Annotated in this window: 26 protein-coding genes; 23 read left to right on the top strand and 3 right to left on the bottom strand. The window is 34.6% G+C overall.

Annotated features, from left to right (window positions below; genetic code table 11):
* The first annotated feature begins 38 nt into the window (after nt 1-38).
* Nucleotides 39-614: a TIGR00267 family protein gene (locus AAGU07_RS04800; protein ID WP_342458022.1), complete on the top strand. Its 576-nt coding sequence runs from the start codon at nt 39-41 to the stop codon at nt 612-614.
* 108 nt (nt 615-722) lie between these two features.
* On the opposite strand, the gene AAGU07_RS04795 is transcribed toward AAGU07_RS04800, so the two are convergent.
* Together AAGU07_RS04795 and aroE are read right to left on the bottom strand one after the other, a co-directional pair.
* The gene (locus AAGU07_RS04795; protein WP_342458021.1) at nt 723-1,568 is read right to left on the bottom strand and encodes a TatD family hydrolase; all 846 of its coding nucleotides are present in this window, start codon (nt 1,566-1,568) and stop codon (nt 723-725) included.
* 74 nt (nt 1,569-1,642) lie between these two features.
* Nucleotides 1,643-2,491, bottom strand: a complete 849-nt coding sequence (gene aroE / locus AAGU07_RS04790) for a shikimate dehydrogenase (RefSeq protein ID WP_342458020.1) — start codon at nt 2,489-2,491, stop codon at nt 1,643-1,645.
* Nucleotides 2,492-2,748: 257 nt separating this feature from the next.
* On the opposite strand from aroE, the gene AAGU07_RS04785 reads away from it, so the two are divergent.
* The 5 genes from AAGU07_RS04785 to AAGU07_RS04765 all read left to right on the top strand — a co-directional run bounded on the left by AAGU07_RS04785 (nt 2,749) and on the right by AAGU07_RS04765 (nt 7,955).
* Nucleotides 2,749-3,411, top strand: coding sequence for an RNA ligase partner protein (locus tag AAGU07_RS04785; protein WP_048080076.1), 663 nt, complete (start codon nt 2,749-2,751; stop codon nt 3,409-3,411).
* A 157-nt stretch (nt 3,412-3,568) separates the two neighbouring features.
* The gene (gene hisS, locus AAGU07_RS04780; RefSeq protein ID WP_342458019.1) at nt 3,569-4,864 is read left to right on the top strand and encodes a histidine--tRNA ligase; all 1,296 of its coding nucleotides are present in this window, start codon (nt 3,569-3,571) and stop codon (nt 4,862-4,864) included.
* A complete protein-coding gene (gene hisI / locus AAGU07_RS04775; protein ID WP_342458018.1) occupies nt 4,865-5,263 on the top strand; it encodes a phosphoribosyl-AMP cyclohydrolase in 399 nt (132 codons plus the stop codon).
* A 42-nt stretch (nt 5,264-5,305) separates the two neighbouring features.
* Nucleotides 5,306-7,129, top strand: a complete 1,824-nt coding sequence (locus AAGU07_RS04770; RefSeq protein WP_342458017.1) for a PINc/VapC family ATPase — start codon at nt 5,306-5,308, stop codon at nt 7,127-7,129.
* A gap of 73 nt (nt 7,130-7,202) precedes the next feature.
* On the top strand, nt 7,203-7,955 hold the full coding sequence (locus tag AAGU07_RS04765; protein WP_342458016.1) for a sugar phosphate isomerase/epimerase: 753 nt from the start codon (nt 7,203-7,205) through the stop codon (nt 7,953-7,955).
* 106 nt (nt 7,956-8,061) lie between these two features.
* Here the strand turns inward: AAGU07_RS04765 and AAGU07_RS04760 are convergent, their stop codons facing one another.
* Entirely contained in the window at nt 8,062-8,463 is a 402-nt protein-coding gene (locus AAGU07_RS04760; RefSeq protein WP_342458015.1) for a hypothetical protein, read from the bottom strand.
* 134 nt (nt 8,464-8,597) lie between these two features.
* Between AAGU07_RS04760 and AAGU07_RS04755 the strand changes: the two genes are divergently transcribed.
* The 17 genes from AAGU07_RS04755 to AAGU07_RS04675 all read left to right on the top strand — a co-directional run bounded on the left by AAGU07_RS04755 (nt 8,598) and on the right by AAGU07_RS04675 (nt 22,057).
* Nucleotides 8,598-8,819: a hypothetical protein gene (locus AAGU07_RS04755; protein WP_342458014.1), complete on the top strand. Its 222-nt coding sequence runs from the start codon at nt 8,598-8,600 to the stop codon at nt 8,817-8,819.
* 315 nt (nt 8,820-9,134) lie between these two features.
* Complete coding sequence (npdG, locus tag AAGU07_RS04750; protein ID WP_342458013.1) at nt 9,135-9,806, top strand: NADPH-dependent F420 reductase; 672 nt, start codon at nt 9,135-9,137, stop codon at nt 9,804-9,806.
* 242 nt (nt 9,807-10,048) lie between these two features.
* Nucleotides 10,049-10,633 carry a 6-phospho-3-hexuloisomerase gene (gene hxlB, locus AAGU07_RS04745; RefSeq protein ID WP_069582945.1) on the top strand — a complete coding sequence of 195 codons (585 nt, stop codon included), beginning with the start codon at nt 10,049-10,051 and terminating at the stop codon, nt 10,631-10,633.
* Between the two features lie 30 nt (nt 10,634-10,663).
* Entirely contained in the window at nt 10,664-11,167 is a 504-nt protein-coding gene (gene endA / locus AAGU07_RS04740; protein ID WP_342458012.1) for a tRNA-intron lyase, read from the top strand.
* 360 nt (nt 11,168-11,527) lie between these two features.
* Nucleotides 11,528-12,634 (top strand): tryptophan--tRNA ligase, encoded by a 1,107-nt coding sequence (locus AAGU07_RS04735; protein ID WP_342458011.1) that lies wholly within the window; start codon nt 11,528-11,530, stop codon nt 12,632-12,634.
* Nucleotides 12,628-13,278, top strand: coding sequence for a stage II sporulation protein M (locus AAGU07_RS04730; RefSeq protein ID WP_342458010.1), 651 nt, complete (start codon nt 12,628-12,630; stop codon nt 13,276-13,278). Before AAGU07_RS04735 ends, AAGU07_RS04730 begins: the two co-directional genes overlap by 7 nt.
* Before the next feature lie 229 nt (nt 13,279-13,507).
* Nucleotides 13,508-14,425, top strand: a complete 918-nt coding sequence (locus AAGU07_RS04725; RefSeq protein ID WP_342458009.1) for an ABC transporter ATP-binding protein — start codon at nt 13,508-13,510, stop codon at nt 14,423-14,425.
* Nucleotides 14,426-15,157 (top strand): ABC transporter permease subunit, encoded by a 732-nt coding sequence (locus tag AAGU07_RS04720; RefSeq protein ID WP_342458008.1) that lies wholly within the window; start codon nt 14,426-14,428, stop codon nt 15,155-15,157.
* Nucleotides 15,158-15,376: 219 nt separating this feature from the next.
* On the top strand, nt 15,377-16,573 hold the full coding sequence (gene thrC / locus AAGU07_RS04715) for a threonine synthase (protein WP_069582939.1): 1,197 nt from the start codon (nt 15,377-15,379) through the stop codon (nt 16,571-16,573).
* A 293-nt stretch (nt 16,574-16,866) separates the two neighbouring features.
* On the top strand, nt 16,867-17,073 hold the full coding sequence (hfoB, locus tag AAGU07_RS04710; RefSeq protein ID WP_048080060.1) for a histone HfoB: 207 nt from the start codon (nt 16,867-16,869) through the stop codon (nt 17,071-17,073).
* A gap of 67 nt (nt 17,074-17,140) precedes the next feature.
* Nucleotides 17,141-17,821: a YfcE family phosphodiesterase gene (locus tag AAGU07_RS04705; RefSeq protein ID WP_342458007.1), complete on the top strand. Its 681-nt coding sequence runs from the start codon at nt 17,141-17,143 to the stop codon at nt 17,819-17,821.
* A 605-nt stretch (nt 17,822-18,426) separates the two neighbouring features.
* Nucleotides 18,427-18,798: a 50S ribosomal protein L7Ae gene (gene rpl7ae / locus AAGU07_RS04700; protein WP_342458006.1), complete on the top strand. Its 372-nt coding sequence runs from the start codon at nt 18,427-18,429 to the stop codon at nt 18,796-18,798.
* Between the two features lie 177 nt (nt 18,799-18,975).
* The gene (locus AAGU07_RS04695; RefSeq protein WP_048080057.1) at nt 18,976-19,182 is read left to right on the top strand and encodes a 30S ribosomal protein S28e; all 207 of its coding nucleotides are present in this window, start codon (nt 18,976-18,978) and stop codon (nt 19,180-19,182) included.
* Between the two features lie 17 nt (nt 19,183-19,199).
* On the top strand, nt 19,200-19,361 hold the full coding sequence (locus AAGU07_RS04690; protein WP_342458005.1) for a 50S ribosomal protein L24e: 162 nt from the start codon (nt 19,200-19,202) through the stop codon (nt 19,359-19,361).
* Nucleotides 19,358-19,810, top strand: coding sequence for a nucleoside-diphosphate kinase (gene ndk, locus AAGU07_RS04685; RefSeq protein ID WP_069582938.1), 453 nt, complete (start codon nt 19,358-19,360; stop codon nt 19,808-19,810). The genes AAGU07_RS04690 and ndk overlap by 4 nt, the downstream gene beginning before the upstream one ends.
* A 34-nt stretch (nt 19,811-19,844) precedes the next feature.
* Complete coding sequence (infB, locus tag AAGU07_RS04680) at nt 19,845-21,620, top strand: translation initiation factor IF-2 (RefSeq protein WP_342458004.1); 1,776 nt, start codon at nt 19,845-19,847, stop codon at nt 21,618-21,620.
* 53 nt (nt 21,621-21,673) lie between these two features.
* Nucleotides 21,674-22,057: a 30S ribosomal protein S6e gene (locus tag AAGU07_RS04675; RefSeq protein WP_069582936.1), complete on the top strand. Its 384-nt coding sequence runs from the start codon at nt 21,674-21,676 to the stop codon at nt 22,055-22,057.
* Nucleotides 22,058-22,082: the final 25 nt, after the last annotated feature.

The following is a 22,082-nucleotide window of genomic DNA, read 5'->3' as shown; positions in this document are numbered from 1 at the left end:
ACATTCTAAACAGATCGTATATTGGAGAAAAATAAGAAATGAACATACGAGAATTAATTGAAGAATATTTTAAAATGAGCCGATATGTCGCTTTAGGTACTTTAGACGGAATTCTTGCAGTTATGGCAGTAACATTAGCTGCAAGTAGTGTGGGAGCAGCCAGTGGGAACCCCCTTTCTAATTATGCAGTATGTCTTACTGGATTAAGTACGGGGATTGCATTAGCTCTCTCAAATGCGTTTGGTTCTTTTATAGGTGAACGGGCAGAAGAAGCAAGGACACTGCGTGAACTCGAAGAAAAAATGATGCTGAATGAAGGTGATCTTGATGAGACCATTATACACAAGCAGGCTAAACGAAGAGTTTATTTGAGCATGTTTACCCATGGGTTTTCAAGTTTTATAGGTTCATTTGTCCCCATACTTCCTTTCCTTCTAATTCCAGCCAGGTTAACAGCTACTTTAACTACATTGGTCCTCTGTTTTACGGCATTATTTATATTGGGTGTATACCTTGGAAAAGTATCTCGAGAAAACATTTTAAAGGCAGGTATTGAAGTTTTAATAATTGGGATTGTAATCGGTACAATATCTATTCTGATTGGTGAAGGCTGAACTTAAGCTTATTTAACAAGCTGTAACCTAAAAATAGTCAAATCAAAAATTATTCATAATTCAGTAATTAGAATAAGAAGATTAGATTTAGAATTGATTATCGTGCGTTTATTCTAAATCAATTCCATAAACTTTTTCTACATTTTCCACATGGATTTTATGGGCGTCTTCTTCAGTTAAAGTCCCATTTCTTAAGAGCTCTTTTGTTCGCCTTGGAACTGTTTTTGGACCTAAAACTGCGCCAGGTCTCGAGAGCATGTCCATATAATCGGTTTCCATTAAAAAATTAGTTCCTTTTTTAAGCCCTTCAGTTACAACGGTTCTTGTTGCAATAAGAGAAGGTGTCAAGCCGTGATTTTCATCAACACTAACCATAGGTCCTGAAAAATGTTTCATAACTTTATGTCTATCTAAACCTGCTTTATCTGCCATTCTAGCAAATTCTAAAAATTGTTTCGGTCCCGTATCTTCTGTGTGGAGCTGTACAGCACAGTCTGCATCTGATGCAAGTTCCATGGCGTATGAAATGATCCTGTTGTGGGCTTCAAGCTCTTCAGGGGGAACCTCGTAATGCGGCCTGCCGACTTCGCCAATTCCAATAGCTTTTCCTTCAAGTACAAGTTTTTGCGCATCTTCCAGCGTGCCCATCATCATTTTTTCTGCCATTTCAAGTTCCATACCATTTTCCACACGTTTTGAGAGTTCTGCAGGGTGGGCACCAACCACTGCAAATGCCTTCACATCGGTATCTGTATTTATTTTATCCACACATTTGATAACAAGTTCCATTGCTTCCTCAAAGCTGCACAATTTTCCGACTGTCCATGTTGGTTTGTTGGGGATGATCATCACATTTCCGCCAGCCCTCTGGAATTTTTTTGCAACCTCAATGGGACCTTCACCATTATGTGGATCCACATGGATATGGTTGTCTGTTATAGTGATGTTTTCCATGATTATTACCTCTGCTCCGTTAATTATCATTAAATTGATTTTAAATCATTTAAATAAAAATATGGGTTAATAAGTTATTCAAACTGGCCTTTTAAGGAGCGTTCAAAAATTTCTAAAGGTGGAGTCACACCAGTCCATATTCTGAATGCTTCCATACCTTGATAAATAAGCATTTTAAGCCCGGATACTACTTTAGCATTACATTTTTCAGCTTCTTTGATTAGTCCTGTTTGTAATGGGTTATAAACACAGTCTTTAACAACTAAATTTTCATGCATCAATTCAGCCTTAACCAGCGGTTCCTGATCTACATTTGGATACATTCCAATTGGAGTTGTGTTTATCAAAATATCGGCATTTGAAAGTTCAATTTCGAGTTTTTCACCAAGATCTATACTCTTAACATTTGCATTCAGTTTTTCAACCAGATCTCTCTGGAGCTGCTCTGCATTTGCAGCTGTTCTATTTGCAATTACAATGGACTCTGCCCCGTCCATAATTATCTGGAATGAGATTGCACGGGCTGCGCCGCCTGCCCCTAATATGATAACTTTTTTATTTTTTACGCTGTTCACTTCTTCAATAGCTTTTACGGCACCTATTCCATCTGTATTGTATCCTTTTGCATGGTTTCCATCGAATTTAATGGTGTTAACTGCTCCAATGAGCTCTGCAGACTTATCAAGTTCATCGAGATATTTGATTACATTAGTTTTATGCGGAATTGTAACGTTCAACCCTTTTATATTCAGTGATTTCGAACCTGCTATTGCATCACTGAGCATGCCTTTTTTCACATGATACGGCACATAAACGTAATCCATCTTTAAATGTTTAAAAGCAGCATTATGCATTGGTGGAGATAAGCTGTGCTCCACGGGATCGCCTATTACCCCTACGACATTTGTTTTACCGGTTATCATTTCTATCATCATTACATTAGTTCTTAGAATATTTTATATCATTGATTAAATAAAAATTAATGTAATCGAGATTAGATAATATTGTAAAAAAGAAATTTAATCTGGAAAGTATGAAATGTTCCTGATTAATCACTCATAATCTATTAAAACCTATGATTTGGATACAGTAACTCAAGGATAGTTAATTAAATATTTATTGGGTTTAAATAAAACATGATTTGGAAAGATATAGTTTTTTCAGATATTGAGGGAGTATAATGCCTGCAAAACAGAGGTTTGTGTTGGATACAACTGCATTTACAGATACACAGCTTAGAGATGAAATTGGAGAAGGAGACCTGGCCACTACTGTGGATATTTTAATAGATTTAATTGCTAAATCAAGGATAAAACTTAACATGAGCTGTCACATGCCTCCTATTACTTATAAAGAATTTATAAATTATATGACTAGGTACGAATGCCCTGAAGATATACTGGTAAAAACAGAGACATGGATTGTAAAAAAAAGCCCAAATAGATATGATACTAAAATACCTTCTGAAATATTCTATGAGTATGTTCATGACATGAGGGAAAGGATGAACAAAGGTATGAAAATATCAGAAAATGCCATATGGGAAACTGCCGTAGAATCTATGGTTAGATTAGGACGAGGGCAGGAAAAATCAGACATTGAATTTGAAGTTCTTGGAAATGCTATAAAAGACTTTAGAAAAAAATACAGGGCTGCATTAAGAAAAGGTACTCTTGACAGTGCCCCTGATCTTGATTGTCTGCTTCTTGCTAAGGAGTTAGGGGCAGGAGTTGTGGCAGCCGATGAAGGTATAAAAGTCTGGGCTGAAAGGCTTGGGCTGAGATTTTTAAGCGCAAAATCATTCCCTAAAATGATGAGGGAGTATTTGAAGTACTATGAATGAGATATTGTGTTCAAAATTAGATCAACTTTTCTGTAACTTTTTAAATTTTGCAAAATTATTTTAAATGACTTTTATAGATACTTAAAGAGTATCAAAAAATATCATTTTTTTAGATTTAACAATATGCGATCTATTTATTTTGATTTGGAGGATTATAATGGAAATATCAAGACCTAGAGGAACACGTGATTTTCTTTCAGATGAAATGAAACAGAGAAAATACGTTGAAAATACATTCAGACGAGTATTCGAAAATTATGGTTACGGTGAAATTAAAACGCCGATATTTGAAGATCTATCTCTTTTTACCATGAAATCAGGAGAGGCAATTAAAGAAGAGATATACCACTTTAAAGATAAAGGTGAGAGAGATCTAGCTCTTAGGCCGGAATTAACCGCACCGGTATCTAGACTTTATCTTAATGAACTTCAAAGAAGTCCAAAACCAATTAAAATGTACTATTTTGGCAGCTGTTTCAGGTATGAACGCCCGCAGGCAGGTAGGTTCAGGCAGTTCTGGCAGTTTGGATGCGAGCTTATCGGGGGCAAATCTCCAGAAGCAGAAGCTGAAGTTATAGCAATGGCTGCTCACTGTCTTAATGAAATTGGTTTAACTGATTATGAATTCCACATTGGAAATTTGGGAATCATTAGAAGCCTGTTAAATGATGCAAAAATCCCTGGAGATGAACAGGGACAGATAATGGGTTTAGTTGATAAAGGAGATGTTGAAGAACTCGAAAATTTATTAAATAGTATGGATATCTCTTTGTCTCTTAAAGAAATCCTTTTGAAGCTAATTGAGATAAAAGGACACAATGAAGTGATAGGTGAAGTACGAAGTATTATAAAAAAGTGTGAGGGTGCTTTTAAAGCATTGGATGATCTTGAAGATCTTTTAAATCACCTTGAGACATTTGGATTCACCAATTACATCGTCAATCTTGGAATAGCTCGTGGACTGGATTATTATTCGGGAATGGTATTTGAAATTTATGTACATGGTCTAGGTGCACAAAAACAAATAAGTGGTGGGGGAACCTATAATTTAATAGAGATATTTGGTGGTGAGCCAGTAGAATCTACAGGATTTGCATTTGGATTTGATAGGGTTATGGAAGCTCTTAAAAAACAGAATGCAGAGATTCCAGTGGAAGGACATGTAGATGTATTCGTTGCACCATTGTCAGGCAATATGAGGAAAGAGTCGTTTAAAATCGTTCAAGACTTAAGGAAAAATGGAATTTCAGCGGATGTTGACCTTGCAAGGAAAAAAGTCAAAAAATTGTTATCTTATGCAGACCATTTAGGAGTAAAATACGCGGTTTTAGTTGGTGCAAGGGATATTGAAGGCGGAAAAGTTACATTAAAAAATATGGAATCTGGAAATCAAGAGTTAGTTGGTCTTGATAACTTAGCCATAAAATTACGCGATGAACTGGAGATATATTAAATGAATACTGAAAAATGCAATTTTAATTTTAGACACAAAGTAGGCGATCAGAACTTAGTCATAGCAATAGCACAGGATTATAAAACTTCTGAAGTTCTTATGGTGGCTTACATGAATCAAGAAGCCCTTAAAAAGACAATAGAAACAAAAAAAGCACATTACTGGAGTACTTCACGCCAGAAGCTCTGGCTTAAAGGAGAAAGTTCAGGCAATTTCCAGCACGTTGAAGAGATACGTGTTGATTGTGATGAAGATGCGGTTCTTATTAAAGTTAGCCAAAAAGGCGGGGCCTGCCATGAAGGGTATGAATCCTGCTTTTTCAGGAAAGTAATAGATGATAAACTGGAAATTGTAGGAAATAAAGTATTTAATCCAGATGAAGTTTATGATAAAAGTTAAGATTACATATCTTAGTTTAAAAATTTATGGAGAGAAAATAAAATGAAAATAGTTCCAGATACTAGCGTTATTGTGGATGGACGAATTACTAAAATTGTCCAGGAAGACGAATTTAAGGGATGTGAAGTAGTAATTCCTGAAGCAGTTGTATCTGAATTGGAAAACCAGGCTAATAGGGGAAGAGAAACGGGGTTCAATGGTTTGGAAGAATTAAAGAATCTTCAAGAACTCTACAATGATGGTATCATAGACCTAATTTATATAGGGAAAAGACCCACCCTTGAGCAAATATCTATGGCAAAAGGAGGAGAAATAGATGCTATGATAAGAGATACGGCTCAAAAAACAGAATCTACACTAATTACTAGTGATAGGGTCCAGATGGAAGTTGCAAAAGCTCAAGGACTCGATGTTATGTACCTGAAACAGGAAATGGTGGGGTACACCGAACTTGAAATAGCCAAGTTCTTTGATGATGAAACCATGTCAGTCCATCTAAAAGAAGACGTGGTCCCTATGGCAAAGAAGGGGACACCTGGAAACATAAAACTTGTTAGGTTAGGATCAAGGCCTTTAGCATACCATGAAATTGAGAGTATGGCTAAAGAAATTATGGAAAGGACAAAAAGCGACTTCAAGAGTTTTATTGAGATAGAAAGGGAAGGTGCAACTGTTGTTCAGTTTAGAGAATACCGGATATCAATTGCAAGGCCCCCGTTTTCTGATGGATTTGAGATAACAGTAGTAAGACCAGTTGCAAAGGTATCTCTAAATGACTACAGACTTCCAGATAAGCTTATTGAGAGGTTAAGGGAAAGAGCTAAAGGAATATTAATTGCAGGTCCGCCAGGCGCAGGTAAAACTACTTTTGCCCAGGCAATTGCAGAATTTTACAGTAAAAACCTCAACTCCATTGTCAAAACTATGGAATCACCACGTGATTTACAGGTCAGCGCGGAAATAACTCAATACGCACCTTTAGAACGAAGTATGGAGAAAACAGCAGATATACTACTGCTTGTGCGTCCTGATTATACTATATATGATGAATTAAGGAAAACAAGGGATTTCAGGATATTTGCAGACATGAGGCTTGCAGGGGTGGGCATGATTGGTGTTGTACATGCTACAAAACCTATAGATGCAATTCAAAGGATACTTGGAAGGGTAGAACTTGGAATAATCCCATCAATTGTAGACACAACTATTTTTATAAATAATGGAAATGTGGAAGCAGTTTATGATGTTGCACTTACTGTAAAAGTTCCATCTGGAATGCTGGAGGCAGATCTCTCAAGACCAGTTATAGAAATCCGTAATTTTGATACCGGAGACCTTACACATGAGATATACACCTATGGTGAGCAAACCATTGTTATGGAAGTGGGAGTAACCACTTATGAGAAAACTCCAGTTCAAAAGATTGCAGAACGTGAAATAATAAAAGAGATTAAGAAAACAGTTCCTGGAGCCCGTGTTGAAGTTGACATGAAATCGGACAAACGTGCCACTGTCTGGATGGATGAAAAATATATTCCAAAGCTTATAGGTAAAAAAGGAAAGACAATTGACGAAGTTGAAAGAAGAATAGGAATAAGCATAGGTGTTGAACCATTTAGAGCAAGTGGAAATGAAGAAATGTTTAATGTAGATGTCCAGCTTTCTGGAAATTATGTGGTACTGAACTTTGGTAAAGATAATATAGGCACTCCTTTTGATATTTTGGTGAAAGATGAATACTTATTTACTGCAACAGTCGGTAAAAAAGGTACCATTAAAATTAAAAAGGATATAGAACTTGCGGGCATTATAATGGATGCACTTAAAAGAAATATCCCTATAGAGGCCAGGGTTAGAAACGAATAAAACTTTGAATTCTATAAATATTAGAGCGTGGAATTAAATATTATTTAATTCCAACTTATTTTTGGTGATAATCATGAAAATTGGAGTATCAACACTTGCACTGTTTCCAATGTCCCTTAAAGAGATACTGGACTATTTGGCAAGTATAAATGTCAAATATTGTGAATTAATGATGGAATATCCTTATAACAAGATAGATCATGATCTTGTGAATTCTTATAATATAAAAACAAGTATACATGCTCCTCTTTCTGATATCAACATTGCTTCTTTAAATGAGTCTATACGAAAGGCTTCAGTTGAAGAGGTAAAAAATTCGATTGATTTAGCTTCTAAAATAGATTCTGAAGTAGTTGTTGTGCACCCGGGCCATATGGCATTTTTAGCACGAAAGTTTCCAGAAAAAATCAAAGAAAGCAGTTTAACTTCACTTAAAGAATGTTCAAAATTTGCTGAAGAACGTGGAATAAAGCTGTGTGTTGAAAATATGCCCGATATGGAAGGAATGACTTGCAAAAACCTTGGAGAACTTAATGAGTTAGTTCAGGAGATTGGGGCACTCATGACTGTCGATGTTGGGCATGCATATAATACAGGTATATCTATTGGTGAAATTTTAAAATATAATAATATTGGGCACTTCCACCTGAGCGACAATGATGGATCATTTGATAACCATAATGCAGTTGGAAGCAAAGACATTGATTTTAAATCACTTTTTGAAGGTCTGAATAAGAAGAACTTTGAGGGTGTACTTGTTGTAGAAGTTACAAACAAGGATGAAATTTTAGAAAGTCTTGATTATATTGAAAAATTAGTAGATTAATCAAAGTCTCTTTTTAAATTCTTTGAATTTTAAATTATTCAAAGTTAAATGGATTTGGATCATGAACTTGCAGATATTTTAAATAAGTTGCAAGTTCAATCTCGTCCTATAATCCCATTAGACACTGAATCTCTTCTTTAGGGCATGTTGGAAGGGTACTTTCTATCTGGGGGCTTTTGAATGAAAGTTTAGTTCTGGCTGAATTCCTGCTCCTGAAGGATCCAAGTGTACTTTGCATTTTAAATTTAAGTAAGAGGTCCACGTCTTCTGATATGAGGTTGATCCAGTCTTCTACTCGTTCTAAATCTCTTATTGGAGGATGGGGTGAGTCGGAACTTAGAGCCTCGTTTAAAATATTTTTAACAACATTTAAATTCTGTACCATTTCATTATAGAAGTTGTCAAATTCTTCAAAAGGGAATATAATCATGTTTTCATCCCTATAAAAGGCTTTGGGGTTGTAGTAAGCTGTTTTTTCCTCTTCATATTTAATAACGCTAAATCGCATGTTGTGGACCTCCTTTAATGCAATCTATTATAAGGTTAAGGATAGTATCAGGGGTTGTGGTAGAGCATTTGAAAAGTAATGATAAGTTTTTCTTAAAATACTATAACTAAATATTACAAATATAATAAAATGTTATGAAAGTAGAGAATGAACTGTTAACAATTATCTATACAGGGTACATACATTTTAAAAACCAGGAAAACACTAATGAATTTGCTAAAATATTGCTGGACAAAGGACATTATTTTGCTGTTCAAAAGAACTCCATATGGGTACGTATCAATGAATATAAAGAAGAATCACTGGAAGAAGAAATTGAAATAAATAAGTTATTAGGGGATTTTATAAAAAAATAAATGCAGTGAATCATTCACATTTATGAAATAGCTTAGATAGTTATTTATCTAGATTTATTGATATTAATCTTTGATCTTAAAATAAATTTAAGTTACTTCTTGATATTATTTGATTTAATTTCAGCTATAATAGAATAGTTTTATATCTCCAGTTGACATTGATTTCTGCATTTAAATAAGTTAAATCGAAGTATTATATTTTTTAAGTAATTGTATCTAAAAATCGATTATTTAGAAAAAGGTTTTATAAAATATAAACATAAAAACAAATATCCCTTTTTTAGGTGTAAATTTAGGTAAATGGGAGATTTTTTTATGAAAATTGCAATAATAGGTGGAACAGGAGATCAAGGGCTTGGTTTAGCGTTAAGGTTTGTAAAAGCAGGCGAAGACATTATAATCGGGTCAAGAGATGCAAAAAAGGCAGAAAATGCTGTAGATATAGTAAAAGAAATGTTGGAAGACGGAGAAGTTTCAAATATCCGCGGTTCAACTAATGTGGATGCAGCAAAAGAAGGTGACATTATATTGTTAACTGTGCCTTTACAAGCTCAAATAGTAACCCTTAGAAGCATAAAGGAATATATCGGAGATAAAATAGTCATTGATGCAACAGTTCCACTGGACGGCTGTTTAGGAGGCAGGCCAACACGATATGTTGATGTATGGCAGGGTTCTGCAGCTGAGAGAACTGCTGAATTACTTGAAGACACAGATGCAAAGGTAGTTTCTGCTTTTAACAATATAAGTGCTGCAAGTTTATTAAACATTAAAGATGATGTGGACTGTGACTGCCTTATATCTAGTGATGATGAAAAAGCTAGGAAAGAAGTAATGGCACTTGCAGAAAAGATTCCAAATGTAAGATCTTTAGACTGCGGTCCTCTTGAAAATGCAAGAATTGTTGAAAAGATAACTCCATTGCTTATAAATCTTAATATTAGAAATAAAATTAAATTAGCCGGGTTACGGATAACTGGGCTTTAGTCCGGTGTTTTTGATCAACCGCTTGAAATCTCCGATTTTGGCGCAAAATCTTTGATTTTAATGCGTCACAATCTTCGATTTTTTGACGGCTTGAAAAATTATAGATTTTTGCAGTTGGCAGGTTTTAAATAACTGGACTTTAATTCAGGTATTCCTGATCAACCAACAAATAGATGCTTGCAGGTTGGCAGGTAAAATACTTGGATTTAATAGTAATAACTAAAATTAAACAGGGAATAAAGATGGAATACGTAAAAAAAACAGCTAAAGAAATAACAACACACGCACTCAAAGTTATAGAAAGAATCGATGAAGAACAAGTTTCTAAGATGATAGATACAATTGTAAATTCAGACAGTGTATTTATTGTAGGTACTGGAAGGTCCGAATTAGTGGGAAAAATGTTTGCAATGAGGTTGATGCACCTTGGATTTACAGTTTATGTGGTTGGGGATGTTACAACTCCTGCAATTAGGGATGTGGATTCTTTAATAGCCATATCTGGTTCTGGAGAAACTAAAACAGTTACACTTGCGGGGAAAGCAGCAAAAGAAGCCAATGCTAAAGTTATTGGGATAACTGGAAATATGGAATCTACCTTAACTGAAAGTCTGGATATTATAATAAACATAGACAGTAAAACTAAGGAACCATGGAAACATTATACCTCAAATGTTTTAAAGGGGCAGTATGATGATTTAACTCCTATGGGAACTCTTTTTGAAGACAGTACTCATCTATTTCTTGATGGGCTTATAGCTGAGTTTATGGCTCGTCTCGGTAAAAAAGAAATTGATCTAAAGAGAAGACATGCTACAATTGAATAATCTTCTTAATGGACTTATCAGGTGAAAAAAATGGATGCAGAGCTATCCGAAGATGTAGTCATAATTAAAGACAAAAAAGGGACAAAACTTCACGAGAAAAGTCATTATGGAAACATGAGTGAAGAAGGATTGCAGCTTTCACTAATTGAGGCACTTTACCTGGCTGAAAATGAAAGAATAATCATTTTAAGGGACGGTAAAGAAGTACCACTTGATGAAATGTTTCAAATAATCCGTAAAGAAGATCTATTCTCAAAATATATAGTTTTCAGGGATCTTCGAAACAGGGGCTACGTTGTAAAGACAGGTTTTAAATACGGCTCTGAGTTTAGGCTTTATGAGCGAGGGAAATCTCCTGGAGATGGTCACTCAGATTTTCTTGTAAAAGTAGCATCAGAAGATTATGAAATACGGATATCTGATTTTTCAAGTTATGTAAGAGTAGCTCATGGAGTTAATAAAAAGCTTTTATTTGCTGTGGTTGACGAAGAAAACGATATTACTTATTATAATGTGGAATGGACAAGACCATAAGTTTTCTTGTGATATTTTTTTAAAATGATAACCACAACTTTTATTTATTTGTGATAAGTGTATAGTTATAAAATTACATGTTTAGAGATACGTTGAATTGTAGAATGGACAAACATAAACCAATTTCCCAGTGATTTTTATAAAGTGAATTATAACCATATTCATTATTATAAAAGTATAGCTGGATGATATTTAATTTAATTAGAGTGCTTGAAATTGTAGAATAGAAGCCATAACTATTTCCAGTGATGTTTTTATAAAAGGAGTTATAATATTATATGACTATGCAAATTTTATTATTCATGTATAAAATGAAAATAAATTATTAAATACTAATATTCAATTTAATTAGGTGATCAATTGATAGATCCATGGAGTTCAGCAGTCATCGATTATGAAAAACTTACAAAACAGTTTGGAATTAAACCCTTTGGGAATTTAAAAGAAGAGATAAATAATCCTCATTCATTAATGCAGAGGAACATAATTTTTGGACAGAGAGATTATGGAAGGATACTTAAAGCAATGAGGGAAGGAAAGGATTTTGCTGTTGTAAGTGGGATGATGCCTAGTGGAAAAATGCATATAGGCCATAAGATGATCGTGGATCAACTTATATGGTATCAAGAAAAAGGGGCAGATATTTACATCCCTATAGCAGATATGGAGGCTTATTCTGCGAGGGGAATTGATTTTGAAGCCTCACGAGAACTTGCAATTTATGAGTATATCACAAATTATATAGCTCTAGGTTTGGATCTTGAAAAAGAAAATGTAAACGTATATCTCCAGTCAGAAAATCGTAATCTTGGAGATCTTGCATATATTTTGTCAAAAAAGGTTAATTTTAATGAAATGAGGGCTATTTATGGCTTTTCAGGGAGCACCAATATTGCTCATATGTATGCGCCACTGATTCAGGTTGCAGACATTCTTCTCCCTCAAACTGAAGAATGTGGCGGTCCAAAGCCAACTGTAGTACCTGTAGGGCCAGATCAGGATCCTCATATAAGACTTACAAGAGACATTGCAGAACGATTTAAAGGTAAATTTAACTTTATATCCCCTTCCTCGACTTATCACAGGTTTATGACAGGACTTACTGGAGATAAGATGTCAAGCAGTAAACCTAAATCAGCCATATTTTTAAGCGATTCACCTAAAGAAGTAGAAAAAAAGGTTAAATCAGCTAAATCTGGTGGTAGAGAAAGTTTAGAGGAACAGCGTAAGTTAGGTGGAGTTCCAGAGGACTGTACTATTTTTGAATTGTTAGTATATCACCTGGAGCCATCCGAGAAAAAACTTGAAGAGCTACGTGAATCATGTAAAAACGGCAGCATTATGTGTGGTGAGTGTAAGAAGAATGCAGCAAGCATGATGAAAAATTTCTTTGAAGAATTCTCGTGTAAAAGGGAAGAAGCGAAGGAAAAAGCTCAAAAAATACTGGATAGGGAACCCAAATGTTAGAAAAAAGATTTTCAAAAGAAGAGAGACATCATGGATTTTTTACTGGTTTATATAAACGAAACGAAATGTTCTTGATAGCATCAGCATTCATATTTTTCGCGTCTATGTTTGCAGGCTATTTTTTATCAGGAGTAATGGATCATCTCTTGTCAGGTACTTTGAAATCTCTTAAAGAAGGCGTAAATAACGGTCAGATAAAACTTACCACGCTTTCTATATTTGCAAATAATATTAAAATTGCATTTTTTATCTATGCTGGGGGAATTATATTTGGTGTAGTTTCACTGGTTTATTTAGTATTTAATGGACTTTTTATTGGATATGTCGCTTCAAAGTTTGTTATTGGTGACTTCATACTTTATACTCTCCCTCACGGCGTGTTTGAGATTGCAGGTATTATCATAGCAGGTGCAGCTGGTTTCAGGCTTGCAAGCTGTGTTATTCATATTATAAGTGATCTGACCCATATGAAAAAGTACATGCCAGTAGGAGACCAAATAGGGCAGATATTAAACATAAATTATGATGAATTTAAAGAATCTCTGGTCCTATTTATAATTGCAGCAGTACTAATCTTTATTGCAGCAATCATTGAGGCTAATTTTACCATTGCATGGGCATCTTATGTTAAAGGCATAATTTAATGCATATTGGACTAATTTTATATCTTAACTTTTTTATGGAGTTTAGGATCTGCTGAACTGTTACTCAATGATCTTTTCTAAAGGACTATCTGAATATAAGACTAAAATAGAAAAATATATCAAAAGAAGACTTCAAATTGGTTACATAATATAAGTTGCATAAAAATTCATATATTCTTATTTTTGATGGTTAAAAATCCATTTAAAAATAAAATTGAGATGATGCACTTTGATCGATGCGGAAAATCTTACAAAGAAGTTTGGCACGTTTACTGCGGTAGATAATCTTACCTTGCATGTTGATCAAGGAGAGATTTTTGGTTTCCTAGGGCCAAATGGTGCGGGAAAAACTACTACAATGAGGATGCTCAGCTGCCTTATATCAAAAACCAGTGGGGATGCCAGGATAGCAGGTTATGATATAAATGATGATGCGGATTCCTTGAAGATCAGGAAGATTATTGGTCTGCTTCCTGAAAATGTGAGTTTGTATGATGACTTAACTGCTTATAAGAACCTTGATTTTTATGGGAAATTATACGAATGCACAGAGAATCAAAGAAAAGAAAACATTAAACATTTTCTTAAGATGTTAGGACTTTGGGATAAAAGAGAAGCGGCAGTTGGGACATTTTCTAAAGGAATGAAACAAAAACTGGCTATAGCACGTGCCCTTATCCATGATCCTGAGATATTATTCCTGGACGAGCCAACGGCAAATTTAGACCCTGAGTCATCAAAGACGGTCAGGGATTTCATACTTGAGCTGAAAAAGGAGAAGAAAACTATCTTCATAAATACCCATAATCTTGATGAAGCGCAGCGAACATGTGACAAAATTGGAATATTCAACACTAAACTGATGGTAATAGATACTCCTGAAAAATTAGAAGAATCAGTTTGGGGAAATAAAACAGTAATTCAATTAGAACAGATAACTGATAAAATTCTAAGAGCATTAGATAAATTACCGCTAAAAAATATCATAACAGATAATAATAAGCTAATTATTGATCTAGTTAATCCTGAAAAAGAGAATCCGATCGTTGTAGATGCAGTGGTGGGCGCTGGCGGTCAGGTTCAATATGTTACCAAGCTAAGTCCAACTCTGGAAGATGCTTACCTGAAATTTGTGAGGGGAGATTAAATGCAGCTCTGGAAATCATGGGTCATAGCAACCAAGGACTTCAGCATATTCCGTAGAAAGAAACGTATTATATACTCTTTGATAGTTGTTCCTCTCTTAATGTCAATTGGCTTACCTCTGGTTATCCAGTTTATGATTAGGCCTGATGCTCCGACAGATGAAATTATAATATTGATGAATGCATTTTCATATTTCTATGTTATACTAGCTTATATCATTCCAAGTACCCTTGCATCGTACAGTATTTTAGGCGAAAAAATTGAGAAAAGTTTAGAACCGCTTCTGGCAACGCCCACAACTGACGCTGAACTTTTGTTTGGAAAGACCATAGCTTCATTCCTTCCATGTATTTGTGTGATATATGTCAGTTCTATTATTTTCATGGTGCTTATAGATGCATTCACGTATAATATTATTGGTTATCTTTTCTTCCCTAATTGGAGTATGGTGTTTATTCTGCTCTTGGCAGTTCCTCTTTCATCTATTTTAAGCATTCAACTAAATGTTATTATATCTTCAAGGGTTAATGATGTGAGAACTGCAAATCAACTTGCATTTCTTTTGTTTATACCATTTATGGGTGTGTACTTCTTAATTGTAGCAAATACCATATCACTTAGCATTACCACACTATTTTTAATATCAGTAACCCTCTTCATTATTGATGCAGCTTTATTTTACATAAGTAAGGCCACTTTCAGCAGGGACGAGATACTCACAAAATGGAAGTGAATACATAAAAGAGATTAGATTAATGGAGAAAATTTTAATTAAGTTTAGAAAACAGTGAAATTAAAAAAAGTACTAATTAATTATGCATTTTTTCATTGTTTATTTATACCATGGGAATATTTAAGAATTAGAAATTTTATACTCAATTATAGATTGTGTAATATGTTGTTTTTATTACTTTAATCAGACTAAAATGGTCAAACCCATTGGAGGCTATTTATGATAAAATGTATAACTTGCGGAGCAGAATACGATTTAGGTGAAATAATATACACCTGTAAAGAATGCGGCTCAATATTGGAAGTCACATGTGAACCTGACGTTTCGAAAGATGTTTTTAATTGTAGAAAATCTACTATGTGGAAATATAAGGAATTCATGCCTGTAGATCCAGCTAGAATTGTAACCCTTGAAGAAGGGGGAACTCCATTTTGTAAATGTGATAAGCTTGGTGAAGAACTTGGCGTAGAACTTTACGTTAAAGTAGAAGGCTCAAATCCAACTGGAAGTTTTAAAGATAGGGGAATGAGTGTTGGAATAACAAAAGCCATGGAACTTGGAGTAAGCACTGTTGGATGTGCATCTACTGGGAATACATCTGCATCTCTTGCAGCTTATGCAGCAAGAGCTGGATTAAGATGTGTAGTGCTCTTACCTTCTGGAAAAGTGGCTCTTGGAAAACTTGCTCAGGCCATGTTCCACGGTGCTGAAGTTCTATCGATTAGAGGTAACTTTGATGAAGCCCTGGAAACTGTAACCGCACTCGCACTTGAAGGTAAATTGTATCTTTTAAATTCAGTAAATCCATTTAGATTAGAAGGGCAAAAATCAATTGGATTTGAAATTGTGGATGATCTTGGATGGAAATCGCCAGATAGGATTATTTTGCCGGTTGGAAATGCGGGTAACATCTCCGCCATATGGAAAGGGATTAATGAATTCCACAGGGCAGGATTTATGGAAGACCTGCCAATGATGACTGGAATTCAGGCTGAAGGTGCAGCGCCAATCGTCAGGGCAATACGTGAAAATAAAAAAGATATTGTTCCTTTTGAAAATCCTGAAACTATTGCAACTGCAATACGTATAGGTGCACCTGTAAGTGCTTTAAAAGCTATTCGAGCAATAAATGAATCTAATGGTTTTGCAGAAACTGTAACTGATGAAGAGATTTTAAGCGCTCAGAAATTACTTGCAAGAACCGAGGGAATTGGGGTAGAGCCGGCATCTGCAGCGTCCATTGCAGGCCTTAAAAAGCTTGTAGAAAATGGCGAAGTGGATAAAAATGAGCAGGTAGTGTGTATTGTAACTGGACATCTATTAAAAGACCCTAATACTGCTATAGATGCATGTGTAAAACCTGTTGAAATTGACGCGGATATTAATGAGCTTTCTCGTATTTTAAGCCAGGGATAATTAATTTCCCCACAGCTTTTTTTTTAACTAAATTTAACTTATCTTTTTCGCGGATTCTTTTTTGGTACACTCAAAATCATAGTGTTTATGTTTCCATGAGCAAGTATCATATAATTTGGTTAAGTAGGTCAAAAAATCATATGGTTTAAATTGTGGTGACCAGTTATCATATGGATCGACTTCAACTGGCCAAAAACCATATGGATTTTCAAATAATCATAGAAAAAAACGATAAATATATATAGGAGTATTCGAACACTTTATAATAACAAATAAAAATGAGGTGATTGTTTATGGCTGAATTACCAATTGCTCCAATTGGAAGAATAATAAAAAACGCTGGTGCGGAAAGAGTTAGTGACGACGCAAGGGAAGCTTTAGCTAAAGCTTTAGAAGAAAAAGGAGAAGTAATAGCTTCAGAAGCTGTTAAACTCGCAAAACACGCTGGAAGGAAAACCGTCAAAGCATCAGATGTCGAATTAGCTGTTAAAAGGTTATAATCCTTTTAACCATTTTCTTTATTTGTTTTTTATATTATATTAGCCGTTATTTTTTATTAATTTCTCTATGATTTTACCTGTTATTTCTGACATACATAGCAATTTAGATGCTCTCGAAACGGTACTTGAAAAGATAGATTCTGACAGGATCATGTGCTGTGGAGATATTGTTGGATATTACGCCCAACCTAATGAATGTATTGAAAAACTTAGGCAACTAAAAGCTATTTCTGTAACTGGAAACCATGATCTTGCATGTGTAACTGGAGATGTAAGTGGATTTAATCCTTATGCAAAAGAGGCAATGGATTGGACAAGGAAAGTTATAAAAGATAAAAATATTGAATTCTTACGTAATTTAAAACGTAAAATCCAGATTAAAATAGATAATCTAAATATTATAATGGTTCATGGCAGTCCCAGAGATCCAATAAGTGAATATATTTTTCCATCTACTCCTGATTCTACGTTAAAATCTTTTCTTGAATCTGAAAATGTAGATATTTTGATAATGGGTCATACTCATGTGCCTTTTATAAAAAAATTTGGAAATAAACTTGTTTTTAATCCTGGAAGTGTTGGCCAACCGCGAGATGGTGATAGTAGAGCATCATTTGCTTTTTTAGATGTACCTGCTAAAGAAGTTAAGATTTATAGAATTAAATATGATATAGATAAAGTTGCTGCGGCTATTGGGGATGAAAAATTACCATCTTCTCTTGGAGAGCGTTTGTATAATGGGATATGATTTTGGTTTTGAAAAACTAGTATTCTAATTTAAACTTGAAGATATTTTTTGATAATATTGGTTATTGAATTTAACTTGATTTAATGGTTTATTTTCTTCTAAAACTAATATTCTATCTGGTTATTTTGTTATATAGGAGTACAACAAAGTATATAAGTGATGATCTTATATCTATTATATACTAGTTCTTCTAATGTTTTTTAATTAAAACTATTTTAGATTGAAACTACATTTTATAAGCTGTCGAAAAAATTTTTAAATTTTTTCGGGGGCATGCAAAACTGTCAAAATTTATAATTTTGGCGCAACAAAAAACCGTAGGTTTTTTGCCTGCTTCGTTTTGCGGTTACGAAACTTCATTTCGTAAACATGCAAAATTAGAAATTTTGCAAGCTTTAAAGTCTTACGATTTTAAACATAAAAAATCAAAGATTTTGAGGTATCAAAAACCACAGGTTTTTGAGTGCTTTAAAATTTTACTATTTTAAGCATAATATCAAAGCTTTGAAATCCTATTTGGCAAAAACTTTTATATATACAAAAGTTGAAATTAAGATCATGCCGATGGATGGTATAAAAACCAGATGAAAAAGGAGGTAAATTACATGGCAAAAGCAATATATGTGAAATTTGATGTACCACAAGAAATAGCTGATAAAGCTGCTGAAGCTTTAGAAATTGCAAGAGACACCGGTAAAGTCGGAAAAGGAACAAACGAAGTAACCAAGGCCATAGAAAGAGGCAGTGCGTTATTAGTAATTATAGCAGAGGATATCGATCCTCCAGAAATAGCAGCACACTTACCTGTCCTTGCTGAAGAAAAAGAAACTCCTTACGTATACATCCCAACTAAGGATGAATTAGGAGAAGCAGCAGGTTTAAATGTTGGTACTGCATCTGCAGTCATAACCGATGCAGGTGAAGCTGAAGATTTAGTCAACGAAGTTGTTGAAAAAGTCGAAGAACTCAAAAAATAATTTAACTTTTTTTAAGTTGAGGAAAACGTAGTTTTCCGAACCCAAAAACAAAGTTTTTGAGGTTGAAGAAAATGCGTAGCATTTTCTGAACACAAAAAATCATAGATTTTTTAAGAAAGGTAACAGCTTTTTAAAAGGCAACAGCCTTTCTCACTTTAATAATTTCAGGGTGATTATATGGCAGAAGCAACTCCTGCTGAAGTAATTGAGGTTCTTAAAAGAACTGGTATGACTGGAGAGGTCATGCAGGTAAAATGTAGGATACTTGAAGGAAGAGACAAAGGAAGAATATTAACAAGAAATATTATGGGGCCTATAAGGGAAGGCGACATCTTAATGTTACTCGATACAATAAGAGAAGCTAAAGAGATCCGTACTCCATAATTTGGAAGGTGTTTGATATGGCAACATGTTCATTCTGTGGAGAGGAAATACAGCAAGGTACTGGAAAAATGTACGTCAGAAAAGACGGAACTGTGTTTTTTTTCTGCAGCAGCAAATGTGAAAAAAATAGGATTAAATTAGGAAGAGTCCCAAGAAAGGTTAAGTGGGTTAAACAATGATGGAAAGAAGTTTTGTAATGCTTAAACCTGATGCGGTACTTAGAAGGCTCATGGGAACAGTTTTAACCAGGTTCGAAGAACGCGGTCTTAAACTTGTAGCTGTAAAAATGATGAATATTTCTGAAGAACTTGCAAAAGAACACTATGGAGAACACAAAGAAAAACCATTCTTTAATGATCTTGTAAGTTATATTACATCAGCACCAGTTCTTGCAATGGTAATTGAAGGCGATGATTGTATAAGCCTTATCAGGAAAATGGTTGGAGCTACAAATCCAAAAGAAGCAGATCTTGGAACTATAAGAGGGGATTATGCCCTTGATACTGGTAGAAACATAATTCATGCTTCAGACTCCCCAGCATCTGCAAAAAGGGAAATTGCATTATTTTTCAATGATTCTGAAATCAATGAATATGCTCTACCTGATGAAAGTTTGATATACGAATAAATTTTTATTATCTTTAATTTTAGGAAGGTCAAAATTGAAAATTAGATCACCAATAGTTTCAGTGCTTGGACACGTGGATCACGGAAAAACCACACTCTTAGATTTTATAAGAGGTAGTATAATTGCTCAAAAGGAAGCTGGGGGAATAACTCAGCATATAGGAGCAACAGAGGTACCAATAGAAGTTGTTGAAAACATTGGTGGTGAATTTCTCAAAAAATTGGGCATCAAAGAGACTCTTCCAGGGCTTTTCTTTGTGGATACTCCTGGACACGAGGCATTTACAACTCTTCGTAAAAGAGGAGGGGCGCTTGCTGATGTGGCCATACTGATTGTGGATTTAAATGAAGGATTTAAACCACAAACTTATGAAGCTTTAAATATTCTTAAGATGTATAAAACCCCATTTATTGTTGCAGCAAATAAAATGGATAAAATATATGGATGGCAAACACATGAGAGGGCTCCTTTTTTAGAAACTTTTCCTAAACAACCTCAAAGTGTACAGGAAAAATTAGATACCCGTGTCTATGAACTAGTTGGAATTTTACATGAAGAAGGCTTTGAATCTGAAAGATTTGATAGGATCAGCAACTTTGCAAAACAAATAAGTATTGTTCCTATAAGTGCAAAAACAGGTGAAGGAGTACCTGAACTTTTAGCTATGCTCATGGGACTTGCTCAACAGTATCTAAAAGAACAGCTCAAAATAGAAGAAGATGCTCCTGCAAAAGGAACTATTCTTGAGGTGAAAGAGGAAGTTGGCCTCGGAGTAACCATAGATGCTGTAATCTACGACGGTATACTGAAAAAAGATGATACCATTGCCATCATGACATTAAATGATGTTATAACTACTCGTATAAGATCTCTTTTAAAACCAAATCCTCTTGAAGAGATAAGAGAAGCTAAAAAGCGGTTTAAAAAGATCGAGGAAGTTGTTGCAGCTGCGGGTATTAAAATTGTGGCTCCGAACATTGAAAATGCAGTGGCAGGATCACCTCTGCGTGTTGCAAGGGGCGATTTTGAGCATGTTAAAGAAGAAATTTTAAAAGAAATTGAAGACATAAAGATAGATACTGATGATCTTGGAATTGTTGTAAAGGCAGATACACTTGGTTCACTTGAAGCACTTGTGAATCTGCTTAAAGACATGAAAATTCCAATAAGAGCTGCAGATATTGGAGATATTTCTAGAAGAGACGTAGTAGATGCTTCAATTGTTAAAAATGAAGATCCTCTTTATGGAGTTATCATTGCTTTCAATGTTAAAGTTTTACCTTCTGCAGCTGAAGAAATAAAAGCTTCTGAAATTAAGCTATTTTCCTCAAATATCATTTATCAATTGATAGAAGATTATGATGAATGGATAAAAGCTGCAGAAGAAAGAAAGAAAAAAGCATGGCTTGATGCTATAATAAAACCAGCTAAAATTAGAATAATTCCTAAATTAATATTCAGGAATAGTAAACCTGCAATAGCGGGTATTGAAGTCTTATCGGGTACAGTTAAGCAGGATCATGGCTTAATTAGAGGAGATGGGGCACGAGTTGGAAAAGTAGAAGGCATGCAGGATAAAGGAAAAAATTTAAAATCAGCATCCAAAGGGCAAAAAGTTGCTATGAGCATAAAAGATGCAATTTTTGGTAAGGACTTTGATGAAGGGGATGTCCTTTATGTGGATATACCTGAAAATCACTATAAGATCCTTGTGTCTGAGCTTAAAAACAAACTTACTGAGGATGAATTTGAAATATTAAATGAAATACTGGATATAAAAAGGAAGGACAATCCTCATTGGGGAATGTAATACTTTAAATATTCGTAGTGGACTAATAGAATTAAAAATTGGAGGAGATTAATTTGGCATTTAAATTAGTCATTTCAGAAGGCGCAAAGAGTCATCAAGTAGAAGTTGATGCAGCACAATCAAAAAAATTAAACGGCTTAAAAATTGGCGAAGAAATAGATGCTTCTTTAGTCGGTTTAGATGGTTACAAACTTAAAATAACCGGTGGAAGCGATAAAAATGGCTTCCCTATGAGAAAAGATGTTGACGGACAGAGAAAAATAAGAAGTCTCTTATCAGGCGGCCTTGGATTTGAACCAAAAAGAGCTGGACAGAGAAGAAGAAAAACGCTCCGTGGAAACACAATATCTGATAATATAGTTCAAATTAATACAATTGTCACAGAAAAAGGCAGTAAAAGTATAGATGAACTTTTAGGCGCTGAAGAAGCTGAATAAGATTAATCTTGAAAGATAGGATTTA

The sequence above is a fragment of the Methanobacterium sp. genome, from assembly GCF_038562635.1.
Taxonomy (GTDB): domain Archaea; phylum Methanobacteriota; class Methanobacteria; order Methanobacteriales; family Methanobacteriaceae; genus Methanobacterium_D.
Note: the sequence above shows the minus strand (reverse complement) of the source record. Positions and strands in the feature narration are given on the sequence as shown.

Coding starts and splice junctions, on each gene's coding strand:
- AAGU07_RS04800 (WP_342458022.1), top strand. CDS start 39: ATGAACATACGAGAATTAATTGAAGAATATTTTAAAATGAGCCGATAT.
- AAGU07_RS04795 (WP_342458021.1), bottom strand. CDS start 1,568: ATGGAAAACATCACTATAACAGACAACCATATCCATGTGGATCCACAT.
- aroE (WP_342458020.1), bottom strand. CDS start 2,491: ATGATAACCGGTAAAACAAATGTCGTAGGGGTAATAGGCGATCCCGTG.
- AAGU07_RS04785 (WP_048080076.1), top strand. CDS start 2,749: ATGCCTGCAAAACAGAGGTTTGTGTTGGATACAACTGCATTTACAGAT.
- hisS (WP_342458019.1), top strand. CDS start 3,569: ATGGAAATATCAAGACCTAGAGGAACACGTGATTTTCTTTCAGATGAA.
- hisI (WP_342458018.1), top strand. CDS start 4,865: ATGAATACTGAAAAATGCAATTTTAATTTTAGACACAAAGTAGGCGAT.
- AAGU07_RS04770 (WP_342458017.1), top strand. CDS start 5,306: ATGAAAATAGTTCCAGATACTAGCGTTATTGTGGATGGACGAATTACT.
- AAGU07_RS04765 (WP_342458016.1), top strand. CDS start 7,203: ATGAAAATTGGAGTATCAACACTTGCACTGTTTCCAATGTCCCTTAAA.
- AAGU07_RS04760 (WP_342458015.1), bottom strand. CDS start 8,463: ATGCGATTTAGCGTTATTAAATATGAAGAGGAAAAAACAGCTTACTAC.
- AAGU07_RS04755 (WP_342458014.1), top strand. CDS start 8,598: ATGAAAGTAGAGAATGAACTGTTAACAATTATCTATACAGGGTACATA.
- npdG (WP_342458013.1), top strand. CDS start 9,135: ATGAAAATTGCAATAATAGGTGGAACAGGAGATCAAGGGCTTGGTTTA.
- hxlB (WP_069582945.1), top strand. CDS start 10,049: ATGGAATACGTAAAAAAAACAGCTAAAGAAATAACAACACACGCACTC.
- endA (WP_342458012.1), top strand. CDS start 10,664: ATGGATGCAGAGCTATCCGAAGATGTAGTCATAATTAAAGACAAAAAA.
- AAGU07_RS04730 (WP_342458010.1), top strand. CDS start 12,628: ATGTTAGAAAAAAGATTTTCAAAAGAAGAGAGACATCATGGATTTTTT.
- AAGU07_RS04720 (WP_342458008.1), top strand. CDS start 14,426: ATGCAGCTCTGGAAATCATGGGTCATAGCAACCAAGGACTTCAGCATA.
- thrC (WP_069582939.1), top strand. CDS start 15,377: ATGATAAAATGTATAACTTGCGGAGCAGAATACGATTTAGGTGAAATA.
- hfoB (WP_048080060.1), top strand. CDS start 16,867: ATGGCTGAATTACCAATTGCTCCAATTGGAAGAATAATAAAAAACGCT.
- AAGU07_RS04705 (WP_342458007.1), top strand. CDS start 17,141: ATGATTTTACCTGTTATTTCTGACATACATAGCAATTTAGATGCTCTC.
- rpl7ae (WP_342458006.1), top strand. CDS start 18,427: ATGGCAAAAGCAATATATGTGAAATTTGATGTACCACAAGAAATAGCT.
- AAGU07_RS04695 (WP_048080057.1), top strand. CDS start 18,976: ATGGCAGAAGCAACTCCTGCTGAAGTAATTGAGGTTCTTAAAAGAACT.
- AAGU07_RS04690 (WP_342458005.1), top strand. CDS start 19,200: ATGGCAACATGTTCATTCTGTGGAGAGGAAATACAGCAAGGTACTGGA.
- ndk (WP_069582938.1), top strand. CDS start 19,358: ATGATGGAAAGAAGTTTTGTAATGCTTAAACCTGATGCGGTACTTAGA.